Source organism: Streptomyces sp. NPDC088732, from assembly GCF_044751205.1.
Classification (GTDB): Bacteria; Actinomycetota; Actinomycetes; order Streptomycetales; family Streptomycetaceae; genus Actinacidiphila.
Genome location: NZ_JBIVLI010000003.1, coordinates 467374 through 481400 on the forward strand (window position 1 = coordinate 467374; position 14027 = coordinate 481400).

Annotated in this window: 9 protein-coding genes; 3 read left to right on the plus strand and 6 right to left on the minus strand. The window is 73.1% G+C overall.

What is annotated here, in order from left to right:
• Positions 1-295: 295 nt before the first annotated feature.
• Positions 296-4045, minus strand: a complete 3750-nt coding sequence (locus tag ACIP9H_RS07580; protein ID WP_401958074.1) for a carboxypeptidase regulatory-like domain-containing protein — start codon at positions 4043-4045, stop codon at positions 296-298.
• A 209-nt stretch (positions 4046-4254) separates the two neighbouring features.
• A complete protein-coding gene (locus tag ACIP9H_RS07585) occupies positions 4255-4842 on the minus strand; it encodes an RNA polymerase sigma factor (protein WP_401582247.1) in 588 nt (195 codons plus the stop codon).
• Positions 4843-4851: 9 nt separating this feature from the next.
• On the opposite strand from ACIP9H_RS07585, the gene ACIP9H_RS07590 reads away from it, so the two are divergent.
• Together ACIP9H_RS07590 and ACIP9H_RS07595 are read left to right on the plus strand one after the other, a co-directional pair.
• Positions 4852-6249 carry a serine/threonine-protein kinase gene (locus ACIP9H_RS07590; protein WP_401958077.1) on the plus strand — a complete coding sequence of 466 codons (1398 nt, stop codon included), beginning with the start codon at positions 4852-4854 and terminating at the stop codon, positions 6247-6249.
• Between the two features lie 149 nt (positions 6250-6398).
• Complete coding sequence (locus ACIP9H_RS07595; RefSeq protein WP_401958079.1) at positions 6399-7133, plus strand: DUF4232 domain-containing protein; 735 nt, start codon at positions 6399-6401, stop codon at positions 7131-7133.
• Between the two features lie 34 nt (positions 7134-7167).
• On the opposite strand, the gene ACIP9H_RS07600 is transcribed toward ACIP9H_RS07595, so the two are convergent.
• The 4 genes from ACIP9H_RS07600 to ACIP9H_RS07615 form a co-directional block, all read right to left on the minus strand.
• Entirely contained in the window at positions 7168-7635 is a 468-nt protein-coding gene (locus ACIP9H_RS07600; protein WP_401958081.1) for an SRPBCC family protein, read from the minus strand.
• A 10-nt stretch (positions 7636-7645) separates the two neighbouring features.
• The gene (locus ACIP9H_RS07605; RefSeq protein WP_401958083.1) at positions 7646-8764 is read right to left on the minus strand and encodes a sensor histidine kinase; all 1119 of its coding nucleotides are present in this window, start codon (positions 8762-8764) and stop codon (positions 7646-7648) included.
• On the minus strand, positions 8757-9431 hold the full coding sequence (locus tag ACIP9H_RS07610; protein ID WP_401582257.1) for a response regulator transcription factor: 675 nt from the start codon (positions 9429-9431) through the stop codon (positions 8757-8759). The genes ACIP9H_RS07605 and ACIP9H_RS07610 overlap by 8 nt, the downstream gene beginning before the upstream one ends.
• Positions 9432-9498: 67 nt before the next feature.
• Positions 9499-10209 carry a VanZ family protein gene (locus ACIP9H_RS07615; protein WP_401958086.1) on the minus strand — a complete coding sequence of 237 codons (711 nt, stop codon included), beginning with the start codon at positions 10207-10209 and terminating at the stop codon, positions 9499-9501.
• 1099 nt (positions 10210-11308) lie between these two features.
• Here ACIP9H_RS07615 and ACIP9H_RS07620 point away from each other — a divergent pair.
• Complete coding sequence (locus tag ACIP9H_RS07620; RefSeq protein ID WP_401958088.1) at positions 11309-14017, plus strand: PQQ-binding-like beta-propeller repeat protein; 2709 nt, start codon at positions 11309-11311, stop codon at positions 14015-14017.
• Positions 14018-14027 lie beyond the last annotated feature (10 nt).

Here is a 14027-nt window from a genome sequence, read left to right on the forward strand (position 1 = left end):
TGTCTCGAGCAGCAGTACCCCACCCGTCCGCCCCCCACCCGTGGCGCTGGACGCCGACATGCGGTCTTCACCTGAGAAGTGCTCCTTCGACACCAACGGCCAGGACCCTCCGCAGGTCTCATCGTTGCCGGTCAGAAGCACTACCCGCGTCTCCGAGCAAGCGGTGGACGCCGCCGCTCGTGGCAGCATGACAGCCCGAAGTCAACGCAGGCATGCTCCCGCCCTGGTACGGCAGCGGCCCCTCGGACAGGTCGGGTGACCTGTCCGAGGGGCCCGGTACCGTGCGGGAACCGCGTCAGCGGCCCGCGGGCTTCACGACGTGCAGGGCGACCGGGACCGGCGGCACCCAGTACGGGGTGTCGGTCCGCAGCAGCAGCGACGCCGTCAGGTCGCCGGGACGCCGGATGTCGCGGGCGTCGAACGCGACCGTGAACGTCGCGCTCCCGCCCGGCCGCAGCGTCAGCCGGCCGGGGTGCTCCGACAGCCAGGCCACGTCCGTCTCCGTCCGGTCCCAGCCCGGCAGTTGCCGGGCGGTGGCCACGGGGACCGGGAAGCGGCTCTGGTTGCTGCCGCCGACCTGGTACATCCCCGGGGCGCCGCCGCCGCGGTAGACCGCGGTGGGGGCGTCCGGCAGCCGGGTCCAGCTGTCGGTGCCCGGGTCGTAGGCGTAGCCCTCGGGGGTGAGGACGCGGTTCACGCCGACCCGCTTGAAGCCGCCGGAGACCAGGAGCCGTCCGTCGGCCGCGGCGTACGAGGCGGTCGCCAGGCCCACGGGCATGGCGGCGACGGGCTGCCAGCTGTCGGAGGCCGGGTCGTAGGCGTAGGCCGCGCCCGTCTCGACGTAGTCGTGGTTGCCGCCGGCGCAGTAGAGCTTGCCGTTGACGGCGCCGCACGACTCCCAGCTGATCGTCTGCGGGTAGTCGGCCGCCCGGGACCATCTGCCGGTGGCCGGGTCCAGCACGAAGACGGTGCTGGAGCAGTCCGTGTTGGTGCATCCGCCGACAACGTAGAGGCGGCCGTCGAGCACGGCGCCCGCCGCGCCGTAGTGGCCCTCGGGGATGCTCGGGCCGGCCGCCCACGTGTCGCGCACCGCGTCGTAGACCTGGGTGGTCGAGCTGACCTGCTCGCCGGGTCCCCAGCCGCCCACGGTGTAGAGGCGGTCGCCGACGAAGCCGTGCGCGGTGGCCTGGCGCGGTTCCGGCGCACTCGCGCCGCGGTGCCAGGTGCCCGCCCCCGGGTCAAGGACGTACAGGTCGCCGGTCGGGGTGTCGCCGTCGCCCGTGCCGAGCGCGGAGTACAGCCGTCCCGCGTGGCTCTCCACCGCGTTGTCCATCACCGCGGCCGGCAGGTCGGGCAGGGAGCGCCAGGCGGTGCCGGGCGCGGCGGAGTCCGGGCCGGTGCCGGTGCGCTCACCGAGCCGGAGGGTGAGCGGAGCGGTCCCGGTGTTGCGCACGGTGACCTTCCGGGTGACCTTGCCGCCCGGCGTGGTGGTCGCGTCGATGTGCGTCACGCGGGTCGTCAGCCGCCCGGCCCTCAGCGCGAACGAGGCCTGCGACGTCCGGTCCGCGGGGACCGCGACGGTGCGGGAGGCCGTGCTGTACGAGGGCTTGCCCGCGGCCACCTGGTGGCTGCCGCTGCCGGGGACGAACAGCCGGTACAGGCCGTCGCCGACCCGCGGGTCGCCCGCGGTGGCCAGGGTGGGCGCGACGTTGCCGGAACCGGAGCGCACCTGGGCGCCGATCAGCCCGCGCCGGGTGTTGGCGTCGGTGACGAGGCCGGTGAGCAGCCCGCCCCGGACCGGGGTCAGGACGCGCTCGGCGACCGTCACGTCGTCCACCGCCCACAGCAGGCCGGGACCGGTGAAGTGGAAGCGCGCCTGCACCGCGCGCTCGCCCGCCCAGTCGCTGAGCGGGATCTCCACCCGCCCGCTGCCCCACCCCTGGTCCTGGTGCCACACCGTGGTCCAGGTCCTGCCGCCGTCGGCGGTGACCTCCACGTCGCCGCGCTGCTCCGCGGAGCCCTCGTAGTCGGTGCTGAACGCCAGCTCCGGGTCACCGGCGCGGCCGAAGTCCCAGACCGGGCCAGTCAGTACGGTGTCCATGGCCACGTCCCAGCCGGCGTGGTCGTTGTCGGCGACGGCGAACCCGCCGGAACCGCCGGTGTTGTTGCCCCGGCCGGCCGGGTCGTCGAACGACCAGCCGTGCCCGGTGCCCGCGAGGTCCGTCACGCTCCAGCCCTTCGGCGGGCCGGACGGCGAGTCGAAGGACTCGGTGCCCAGGGTGTCCACACGCAGCCAGTACGCCGGGTTGCCGGTGGCCCAGGTGTCGGCGGGCAGTCCCAGCCCCACCCTCAGGTCCGCGCCCCGCACGGCGACCTGCCGGGTCAGGGAGCGGTAGTCCGGGTCGTCGCCGACCACGTGCAGGGTGTAGGTGTGGTTCTCGGGCAGGTCGAGGCGGTAGGCGCCGGTGACGGCGTCGGACCACACCGGGGCGCCCGGGACGCCGTCCACGGTGATCTTCGCGTGCAGCGGCCAGCCGTGCCCGGAGGCGTCCGTCACGGTGCCCGACACGCGGTGGGTGGCGAGTTTGCGCAGCACGAGGTCCCGTGTCGCGGTGGCGCCGTCGGCGACGTCGACCTGCGTGGCCGCGCCCGGCGCGTAGCCGTAGGCGGTGATGGCGAGTTCGTGGCGGCCTGCGGGCAGCGGGAGGGTGTAATGGCCCGCGCTGTCGGTGGTCGTGGTGAACAGGCCCGCCGTCACCGTGGCGTCGGCGACGGGGGCGTGCGAGGCCCGGTCGGTGACGGTGCCGGAGAGGGTGCCGTGCGGCCCCATCCGGAAGGCGTTCAGGCCGTTGGGGGTGCCGAGGCCGGTGGGACCGTCGTAGCCGGGGCCCGCCGTGCACAGGTAGGCGGGGGCGCAGCGGCCGTTGCTGCCGTCGGTGACGTCGTTCAGGCCGCCGGCGGCGTACGGGTAGACGTTGGGGTGGGTGCCGGCGACCGGGGTGCCGGCGTTCGCGTACACACCGGCGATGATCGGCGCGGAGGCACTGGTGCCGCCGGCCACGCCCCAGCCGCCGGAGCCGTAGCTGTCGTAGACCGCGACACCGGTGGCCGGGTCGGCCACGGCCGCGACGTCGGCGACGGTGCGCCCGGCGCATCCGGTGTCGTGCTGGAAGGCGGGCTTGGGCTCGTAAAGGGAGCAGCCGGATCCGGTGCCGCCGCCGTCGTGGTCCCACACGGACTCGGTCCAGCCGCGGGAGGTCCCGGCGCTCCTGGTGAGCGAGGTGCCGCCGACCGCGGTGACGTACGGGGAGGCCGCCGGGTAGGCGACGCCGTAGCGGGAGTCGCCGGACGAGGCGATGATCGCGACGCCCGGGTGGTCGTAGTGGACGTCGAGGGCGGACTCGGCCGGGTCCTCCGGGAAGAAGGCGTAGTTGGAGCCGTAGGAATTGGAGACGTACTGCGCGCCGAGCGCGACGGCCTGGTCCACGGCGGCACCGAGGTCGTCACTGGTCGGGGTGTCGGCCTCGACCAGGACGATGCGGGCGTTGGGGGCCACCGCGGAGACCATGTCGAGGTCGAGGGAGATCTCGGTGGCCCAGCCGGGGTCGGGGTCCGGGTAGTCGGTGCCGCCGCGCTGGTCGGCCTTGGTGAAGCAGCCGTTGGCGGTGGTGCAGGCGGGCAGGCCGTACTGGGCGCGGTAGACGGCGAGGTCGGCCTCGGCATCGGGATTGTCGTAGGCGTCGACGATCGCGATGGTGCGTCCCTGGCCGCCGTTCGCGGGCAGGGCGTAGGCGCTGAGCAGATCGGCGGGCCCGAAGCCCTCGGGGGCGGCCTGTCCGGCGGTCCGCAGGCCCTTCCGGGCCGGGACGTCGGTGCGCCGGAGGCCGAAACAGCTGAACTCGTGCGGCTTCGCGGGCCCGCAGAGCGGTTCGACATGGCCCGGCTGGGTGCGGGCGGACGCCTTCGGCGAGGCGGGGGCGGTCTCGGCGGCGGTCGCCGGAGCCGGCCCCGTGGCACCGAGCGCGGCCACCGCCGCGAGCACCATGGCACTCGCCGTTCCCGCGCCGAGGGCCGACCGTCTCCCTCGACGCGGCACGATCCGGTTCAATATGGACAAAGCACAACTCCCGTGGACATCCTGCGGCGGCGGCAGACACCGCCCCTGGATCAGTGAGTTGCGCGCGGGACCGGAAAAGTTCACGGAACCATCGATGTTTCTTTGCGGATTGCCCTTCCGCCCGTTCCCGGAAGCCCTCAGCCGGGGTCGGCCAGCCAGTTCCGCACCTGCCGGCGTGCGTTGTGCAGGCGGGACTTGACCGTGCCCATGGGGATGCCGAGCTGTTCCTCGATCTCCCGGTACTCCATCTGGCAGATGTCGCGGTACACCAGGGGCGCGACGAGTTCCGGGCTGGCGCTCTCCAGGCGCTCCAGCGCCTCCAGCAGGTCGACGCGCGTGCCGGCGATCATGCTGGTTCGGCGCGGGTCGGGCGTGTCGGTGTCCGCCGCCGACAGCGGCTGCTCGCCCCGCCGCCGCTTGAGTTCCCGGTACTTCTGCCGGCAGCAGTTGGCGACCACGGTGTACAGCCAGGTGTGGAACTGGCTGCGGCCCTCGAACGTGCCGATCTTGCGGGCGACTTGGAACAGGACGTCCTGCGCCGCCTCCTCGGCGTCCTCTCGCTGCACCAGGAAGCGGCCGCACCGCCGCAGCACCTCCGGCCGGATTCCCACGAGCAGCAGGTCCAGGGCCGCCGAGTCGCCGGCCGCCGCACGTGCCGCGAGCTCCTCTGTCTCCTGGGCGGGCGTCACGGGGGTCCTCCTCGGACGGGTGGGTGGCCGGTGCATGATATGCCTATGCCCCCTCCTGAACAGATCGGCCGCTACCGGCTCGTGCGGCCGCTCGGAGCCGGGGCGTTCGCGATGGTGTGGCTCGCGCACGACGACTCGCTCGAAGCCCCTGTCGCGGTCAAGGTGATGGCCGAGAACTGGGCGTACCGCCTGGATCTGCGCGAGCGCTTCCTCACCGAGGCCCGGCTGCTGCGCAAGGCGGCGTCCAGCCGTCTGGTGCAGGTCTTCGACATGGGCGAACTACCGGACGACCGTCCCTATTTCGTCATGGAGTACGCGGACCGGGGCACTTTGGAGGATCTGCTCGCAGACGGCCCGCTGCCCCTGGGGGACGCGCTGCGGCTGACCGCGGAGGCCGCCCGCGGTGTCGCCGCCCTGCACGAGGCGGGCGTGGTGCACCGGGACATCAAGCCGTCGAACGTCCTGATCGGCACCTCGCGCGACGGGGCGGAGCGGGTCCTGGTGGCCGACCTGGGGCTGGCCAAGGCGCTCGCCCAGGCCTCGGGCCTGACGACGGTCGCCGGTTCGGCCGGCTACATGGCGCCCGAACAGGCCAGGCCGGACGGAGGCGTCGACGTGCGGGCCGACGTGTACGGGCTCGGGGCCGTCCTCTACCACCTGCTCACCGGTACGGTGCCCGGCCCCGCGGGGCGGATCACCCGGCCCGACCGGCTCCGCCCGGGGCTGCCGGCCGACGTACGGCGGGCGGTGCTGCGCGCGCTCCAGCCGGATCGCAGGAAGCGCTGGCCGGACGCCGGGCGCTTCGCCACCGAACTGGAGGCACTGGCCGCACGCCATGGCCGGCCCGCCGCGGGCGTTGCACCGCGCGGGCTGCGGGCGCACCGCCGCGCGCTGGTCCTCGCGCTGTGCGCCGTGCTGGTGGCGGCGGGGGCCGGCGGTGGGCTGCTCGCCGCCCGCAGGACCCCGCCGCGGGCCCCGGCGACGAACACGGTGAGCGACGCCACCGGGCGGATCACGGTGACCGTGCCCGCCGCGTGGAGCCGCGAACTGGTCGGCGGCGGGTGGAACCCCGCGGCGCTCGGCCTGCCGGACGCCCGGGAGCCCGGGCTCGTCGTGGCCGGGGACGCCTCCCGCTGGCCGGACCTGGACACCCGGGTCGACGGCGTCTTCGTGGGACTGAGCGAGCACGGAGACCTCGCCGCCCGCGTCGGGGCCGTCCGGCACGACGTCTGCCGCCGCCAGGAGTCCCGCGGCTACCGCGGTACGCGGTGGAGCGGCCGGATCCGCCACTGGACGGAATGCGGGGCGGCCGGCGGCTCGATCGACGAGATCAGTCTGGGGCGTGACGGCACCGCCCAGCCGCAGGTGTACGTCCAGGTCCGGCAGCGCGGCGGCGGCGATCTGACCGGCCGTATCCTCGGCGGTCTCGACATCACTTCTTGATCCGTACCGGGTTGATCCATACCGGGCAAGACCGTGAACTTCTGCCCCGGATGTGGCATCCCACTAAGAGGGGGATCGCCCTCCACCGTGACACCCGCCGACCGGACGGGACGTCACGGCCGCACCACAGGACGAAGAAAGGCACAGACGTGGTGAACCACCTCCACGACGGAGACCCGGCGCAGCGGCACGGCGCCCGCCGCACCAGGCGGGCCGGTATCCCCCTGCTGGTGGGCGCGGCGCTCGCCATGGCGGTCCTCACCGGCTGCGGGAAGAGCGGCACCGGCGCGGGCGCCCCGCAGAACCTGCCCGGCTCCGCGAGCCCGGCCGGCGGTGACACGGCCGCCTCCGCCCCGGCCTCGCAGTCCTCCGGCACCTCGTCGGACGACACCGCGACGACCCCGGCGACCCCGGCGGCTCCGTCGAGCCCCGCCACCGGCACCGGCACGACGGCGGCCGCGAGCACCCGCTGCCACACCGCGGACCTGCGTGCCTCCATCGGCGCGAACAACCCGGGCGCGGGCCAGGAGAACTTCCCGGTCGTGCTCACCAACCGGTCCTCCCGCACCTGCACCGTCTACGGCTTCCCCGGCCTGGCGTTCGTCGACAGCGCGGGCCGGCAGGTGACCGTGGACCCCGAGCGGCAGACCGGCATGGCCAAGCAGCGGATCACCCTGGCCCCGGGCGCGAGCGCCTGGGCGCCGATGACGTTCAGCAACCCGGACATCTCCGGTGCGACCACGGTGGTCCCGGCCGCCGTGCTCGTCACGCCGCCGGACGAGCGCACGTCCCTGCGCGTGCCGTGGAACGGCGGCAAGGTCTCCAACACCGGCAAGGCCTCGGTGCCGCGGATCGGCCCGTTCCAGGCGGGCACGGGCGCCTGATCCCGCCGGCCCGCGCGCGACGGCCCGGCGGCCCTCACTCGGGCCCGGCGCCCTCGACCAGCCGGGCCAGGTTCTCCAGGGCCATCCGCGTTCCCGTCTCGTTGTCCTCGCGGGGCACGGCGTCGGGAATGCCCTCGTGCACGATGACGACGTCGGTCCCGCCCTCCACCGCGGTGAGCGACGTCGTCATCGTCATGGCGCCGCGCAGTGCGGCGTCGTCCGTCTCGAACTTGAGGATCTCGACGACCAGTTCGTCCGGCACGAGGCGCGCGAAGTGCCCGTGGTAGGTGTCCGTGTGCGCGCCGGACTTCCCCTCGCCCCGGTGCCCGTCGTACGTCAAGGACACCCGGAAGCGGCCGCCCTCGCGGGCGTCGAAGGCGTGGACGTGCCCGCTCATGCCGGCCGGTACGCGCCAGCGCGCCACCGCCCGGGGGTCCAGGAGCGCCCGGTACACCGCGGCGGGCGCCGCGCGCACGTGCCACGAGACCTGTGTGGAGTACATGCGGGCCACCCTAGGCCGTCGTCCGGGGCGGGCGTCGTCCCGTGGCGGCGAGGGGCATACCGGGCAGCCGAACCGTGACGAGGAGACCGCCGCCGGGCCGGGCGACGAGGTCGAGGGTCCCATCGTGGGCGCGGACGATGCTGTGCACAATGGCCAGACCGAGGCCGACACCCGCGTGCTCGTCGGTGCGTACGCGTTCCGTTCCGCGCCGGAAGGGTTCGGTGAGCGTCGGCACCAGGTCCGGCGGGATCGGGCGGCCCGTGTTCCCGACCCGGAGCACGCTCGTGCCGCCGTGCGCCTCGGTGCGCACGGTCACGGTGCCGCCGGCCGGGAGGTTGTGCACGACGGCGTTCTGGACGAGGTTCGTCACCACCCGCAGCAGCAGTTCCGCGGAGCCGCTCGTACGGGCCGCCCCGCCCGTGACGGTGAGCGTGATCCCGCGCTGTTCGGCGAGGGGGAGCAGCGTTTCCGCGGCCTCCTCGGCGACGAGGGAGAGGTCGATGCCCTCGCGGGGGAAGGTGCCGCGGTCGCCGCGGCCGAGCAGGAGCAGGGCCTCGGTGAGGTCGATCGCCCGTGTGTTGACGGCGTGCAGGCGCTCGATGAGTTCGTCCCGGTCCCGCGTGGGGTCCTTGCGGGCGACGTCGAGGAGCGCCCGCGAGATCGCCAGCGGGGTGCGCAGTTCGTGGGAGGCGTTCGCGGCGAAACGCTGCTGCGCGGCGACGTGGGACTCGAGTTGTTCGAGCATGGTGTCGAACACGTCGGAGAGTTCGCGGAATTCGTCCTGGCGGCCCTTCATCCGGATCCGGTGCGACAGCGACCCGGCACCGGCCCTGCGCGCGGCGTCCCCGATCTGCGTCAGAGGTGCGAGCATCCGGCCCGCCAGGAGCCATCCGCCGAGGAGGCCGAACACGAGCAAAAAGGCCATCGCGACGGCCGCGGCCGGGACGAAGGTGTGCACCAGGAGGTAGCGGTTGGGCGAGATCCCGAGCAGGCCCCGGGGCGTGTCGGGGACGTAGCGCAGCAGGAAGGCCCACACCACGCCCATCAGCAGGGCGCCGGCGACCGCGAGGAACCCGGCGTAGCTGAGGGTGAGCCGCATCCGGACGCTGAGCCCCGGGGGTCTACGCATGCGTGCCGCCGGCGTCGATGCGGTAGCCGACGCCCGGCACCGTGGCGATGAGCCACGGCTCACCGAGCCGCTTGCGCAGCGCGGAGACGGTGATGCGCACGGCGTTGGTCAGGGGGTCCGCGTTCTCGTCCCAGGCCCGCTCCAGCAGTTCCTCGGCGCTGACGACGCCGCCCTCGGCGGCGACGAGGATCTCCAGCACGGCGAACTGCTTGCGGGTGAGCGCGACGTACCGGCCGTCGCGGAAGACCTCGCGGCGGAAGGGGTCGAGCCGCAGGCCGCCGATCTCGTGGACCGGGGGCCGGGCGTACGCACGTCTGCGGTGGAGCGCCCTCAGCCGAAGGACGAGCTCCCGCAGCTCGAACGGCTTGGTGAGGTAGTCGTCGGCACCGAGCTCGAACCCGGAGGCCTTGTCGTCGATCCGGTCGGCGGCGGTCAGCATCAGGATCGGGATGCCGCTGCCGGAGGCGACGATGCGCCGGGCCACCTCGTCCCCGGAGGGGCCGGGGATGTCCCGGTCGAGGACCGCCAGGTCGTAGGAGTTGACGCCGAGCAGTTCCAGGGCGGAGTCACCGTCGCCCGCGATGTCGGCGGCGATGGCCTCCAGCCGGAGACCGTCCCGGACGGCCTCCGCGAGGAAGGGCTCGTCCTCCACGATCAGTACACGCATGCCGGAAGCCTAAGCAGCCCGGCATATCGCCGGTGTATCGCGGGGACGCGCGCAGCCGGCGGACGGGTCAGCCGGCCGCCGACGGCACGGCGCGGGAATCCTGCGACGGCGCTTCCGCCCCGGAGCGCCACCGGCGCCGCGACGCGAGCGCGGCCAGCACGGCGCCCGCGGCGTTGACGAGTACGTCGTCCACGGACGACACGCGGTCCAGCCACAGCACGTACTGGGCCGTCTCGACCAGGACCGAGCACCCCACCCCGAGGGCCAGGACCCTCGGCACGGACGCCAGCACCGCGAACCGCATCGGGGCGAAGTACCCCAGCGCCGCGAAGACCAGCAGATTCCCGGCGATCCCGAGCGGGCCCATGGTGACCAGGTCCCGCAGCGGGACCAGGCTCACCCGGCGGGGGGCGACCCCGGGCCCGGCGCCCGGCATCATCGTCAGCCAGACGAGCGGCAGCGTCCCGTGGACCATGCCCACCTCGGCCAGCGACGCACGCCACGCCCAGGCCCGTCCGGCGCCCGCGGCACGCCGGACCCGCGCCAGGACCCACACCACCAGCACGGCCGGCGGCACCGCGACCAGGGTCATGAGCACCACGCCGTTGAACGTGTCGTAGCAGCCGTGCCACCGCCCGGCCACGCACATCGGGGCGGACATCATGAGCGGCCTTCGCACGGCGAACACGGCACCTGCCAGGGCGAGGACCGCGAGGCCGGGGAACACGATCCCGCGTGCGCGGCGCGGCGGCACCGGCAGGGCTGCGTTGTGGTTCATGCCCCCATGGGAAACGAACGGCTGTTGCGAGGGCGTATGCGGTTTTCGATACGCCCGCGATACCCGGGGCCACCCGTGTACGGCTCCGGGCCCGACTTCGACGGCGTGATGGTCCCGCCCGCTCGCCGGGGCGTTCCACTGCGACGACCGCACCTTCGGCCGCGCCGGGCGGAACGGCGACGGCCCGCTCGTCCGGCGGCCGGTGCCCAGCCCCCCAACCCGGCCCGGCTGTGGCACCCGCCGGTGAGACGCGCGTCAGCGGGATCCGGCGGGCGGCCGACGGGGGCGCGCTCCACGAGACGTCCTGACGGCAGCAGCGCCGCGTACTGGAAGTCCCGTGCCAGGCACATGAACTTCCGTGCCACACTCGTCAGGATTCCGGCGAATGCACGGAGGACCGCCGCGCGCATTCCCCACGTGCCGCATCCCGGTCTCCCGTTGACGGGAATCACTTTTCCGGAATACGTCACCCCCTGATCGCACAGGGAAATCGGCGCAATCCGGCGACAGGCTGGGCCGGAATTGCCGGCGGGGTCGGGGAGGCGCCAGGCGGAAACGGCGGACGTCGTGCGGAATTGCGTGCCGTTGACGCGGTTCCGCCGGGCCGTCTCCCGAGCCCGGCGCGGCACTCGCGATTCGCTTCCGTCACGGCTGGAAGCACCTGCGTGCGGCGGCACCGATTTCCCGGAACCAACGCAGGTCACAAGCCCCATGAGGCCGGCAGGACCCTGATCCGCAGGGCCTGTTCACAGAATTCCGATGTCCGCTGGGCGGATCATTCCACTGCCCGGTTCCGCGTTTCCCGTACGGGGAATGCCTGTTGGGCACCTGTTCGGGCGCTCCGCAACTCTCCCGGCGTTGGAGACGGGCTCGCGTTTCGCGCGCGCGATCAACTGCGGGGAACCATCCGGCCGATGAGGACGCATTCGCCGCGCGCCCGCAAAACGCCGTCGGCATTGTTCCGGAGAACAAGGCCGCGCCCGTCCCGGTTCCGCTCGCGCACAGCGCCGCGGACCGCCCTTTCAAGGCTCCGGCCGGACGGCAGAGGGTCCTTAAGCTCTCGATCGCAAGATCAGCAAGGATCGGGAGGTTCTTCTTCATGTCCATACCCCGCATGTCCGCCCGCGCAGGGCGAGGGCGGGTGCGTGCCCGTGTGGCAGGGCTGGTGATGGCCGGACTCACGCTGGCCCTGCCCTCCACCGCCGTCACGGCGACGGCCGCACCGTCCGCGACCGCCGCGGCCCCGGTCGCCCCGACGGCCGCCGCGTCCGACTGGCCGTACGCGGGCGGCGACCTCGCCGACACCCACAACTCGGCGTCCGAGCGCACCATCGGCACCGGCAACGTGGCCGGCCTGAAGACCAAGTGGACCTTCACCACGGGGGACAGCGTCTCGGCGACGCCGACCGTCGTGGGCGGCTACGTGTACGCGCCGGACTGGGCAGGCAACCTCTACAAGGTGCAGTCGACGACCGGTCAGAAGATCTGGAGCCACCGGATCAGCGACTACACCGGGATCGCGGGAGACATCTCGCGGCTCACCCCGGCGTACTGGAACGGCACGCTCGTCACGGGCTCGGGCGAGCAGCGCAGCAACAGCACCGCCGGCGCGTTCCTCTTCGGGATCGACGCCGTGAGCGGTGCCGGGCTCTGGAAGACCCGGATCGACGCGGACCCGGCCGCCATCGTGACGTCGTCGCCCGTCATCGCCGACGGGGTCGTCTATGTCGGCGTGTCGTCCAAGGCCGAGCGGTTCGCCCCGCCGTACACGTTCCGCGGCAGCGTCGTCGCCCTGGACGCAGTCACCGGCAAGCAGCTGTGGAAGACCTACGTGATCCCCGAGGGCTACACCGGCGGCGCCGTGTGGGGCAGCAACCCGGTGGTCGACGCGAAGACCGGCCTGGTGTACGTCGGAACGGGCAACAACTACACGGTGCCGCCGGGCGTGTGCACCTCCCCCGACGAGACCGACTGCGATCCCGGGGCGGCCGACAACTACCAGGACTCCATCGTCGCCTTCGACCTGCACACCGGCAAGATCGTCTGGGCCACCAAGACCCTGACCGCCGACACCTGGACCGTCGGCCAGCGCTTCGGTGACGACTTCGACTTCGGCTCCTCGCCCAACCTGTTCACCACCACGGTCAACGGCAAGGCCACCGACCTGCTCGGCATCGGCCAGAAGAGCGGCGTGTACTGGACGCTCGACCCGGCCACGGGGAAGATCGTCTGGGCCACGGCGGTCGGCCCGGGCGGCAACCTCGGCGGTCTCCAGTGGGGCTCGGCGGTGGACGGCAAGCGCATCTACGTCGCCAACACCAACACCAACCACCTCTCCGTCACGCTGACGTCCGCGACCGGGCAGAAGTCGACCACCACGGGCGGCTTCTGGGCGGCCCTCGACCCGGCCACCGGCACCGTCCTGTGGGAGACCGCGACGCCCGACGCGGCGGCCCCCATGTCCTTCGTGTCCAGCGCCAACGGCGTCGTCTACGGCGGCTCCACGAATCCGGCCGGCAACAACATGTACGCCATGGACGCCGCGACCGGCTCGATCAAGTGGGGCTTCCCCAGCGGGGGCGCCGTCCTCGGCGGCGCGTCGATCGTGGACGGCTCGGTGTACTGGGGCTCGGGCTACCACACCCAGAACATGGGCCCGTTCTTCCCCGCCAAGGGCGACAACAACAAGCTCTACGCCTTCTCCCTGCCGCAGACCCTCCCGCAGACGGTCTACGTCTCGCCGTCCGCCGTCGCCTCCGCGGCGAACACCAGCTGCAGCACTCCCGCCTTCACCTCGATCAACGCGGCCGTCAAGGCGGTCGCCGGCGGCGGCCGGGTCGTCGTGTGCAACGGCACGTTCCACGAGAACGTCGCGGTCACCAAGCCGCTGGCCCTCGAGGCCCGTTCGAACGTCACCATCGACGCGAGCAACCTGATCAACGGGATCGAGATCAGCGCACCCGACGTCACGGTCACCGGGTTCACGGTGAAGAACGCCGTCGGCGAGGGGATCCTCGTCAACAGCGTGAAGAACACGACCATCGCGAACGTCATCGTCTCGGGCAACAACACCGGCACGGGCCCGCACGTGGTCGCCAACGCCTACACCTCGTGCGGGACGCCCGCCGAGCCCGGCGACTGCGGCGGAGGCATCCACCTGCTCGGCAGCTCCAACGCCACCGTGCTGTCCAGCACCGTCAGCGGCAACGGCTCCGGGATCGTCATCAGCGACGAGACCGGTCCCGCGACGGGCAGCAGCTTCAGCGGCAACTCCGTGCACGGCAACGCCTCGGGGTCCGGCTTCACCCTGGTCTCCCGCAACGGCGCGGCGGCTCCGGGCGGCGTGCGCGCCCCCGGCGCCGGTGGCGTCATCGGCAACACCGTCTCCGGCAACAACATCTACGACAACGGACTCGAGGCGGGCGGAGGAGGTGTCACCCTCGCGTCGGCCGTGCCCGGCGGCGCGGTCTACGGCAACACCGTGCAGAGCAACGTCGTGACCGGCAACGGCTGGGCGGCCGTGGCCGTGCACGGCACCGCGTCCGGCGTGGACCTGGGCGGCAACGTCATCGCCACCAACCAGATCGGCACCAACAACACCGTCGGGGACACCGCCACCGGCGCCGGCGACGCTCTGCGGACCACGGGTGTGCTGGTGAGCACCGTGGACCCGCTGTCCCTCCAGATCACGGGAAACACCATCGCCGGCAACGTCTTCGGCATCTGGACGCACGGCCCGGTCTCGGCGGGCAACGCCGCGGGCGCCAACACCTTCAGCAATGTCACCACCCCGGTGTCGGCCCACTAGGACCCACCCG

Bases quoted from the DNA above. Each gene is read 5' to 3' on its own strand.
- ACIP9H_RS07580 (WP_401958074.1), bottom strand. From the start codon at position 4,045: ATGGTGCTCGCGGCGGTGGCCGCGCTCGGTGCCACGGGGCCGGCTCCG.
- ACIP9H_RS07585 (WP_401582247.1), bottom strand. From the start codon at position 4,842: ATGCACCGGCCACCCACCCGTCCGAGGAGGACCCCCGTGACGCCCGCC.
- ACIP9H_RS07590 (WP_401958077.1), top strand. From the start codon at position 4,852: ATGCCCCCTCCTGAACAGATCGGCCGCTACCGGCTCGTGCGGCCGCTC.
- ACIP9H_RS07600 (WP_401958081.1), bottom strand. From the start codon at position 7,635: ATGTACTCCACACAGGTCTCGTGGCACGTGCGCGCGGCGCCCGCCGCG.
- ACIP9H_RS07605 (WP_401958083.1), bottom strand. From the start codon at position 8,764: ATGCGTAGACCCCCGGGGCTCAGCGTCCGGATGCGGCTCACCCTCAGC.
- ACIP9H_RS07610 (WP_401582257.1), bottom strand. From the start codon at position 9,431: ATGCGTGTACTGATCGTGGAGGACGAGCCCTTCCTCGCGGAGGCCGTC.
- ACIP9H_RS07615 (WP_401958086.1), bottom strand. From the start codon at position 10,209: ATGAACCACAACGCAGCCCTGCCGGTGCCGCCGCGCCGCGCACGCGGG.
- ACIP9H_RS07620 (WP_401958088.1), top strand. From the start codon at position 11,309: ATGTCCATACCCCGCATGTCCGCCCGCGCAGGGCGAGGGCGGGTGCGT.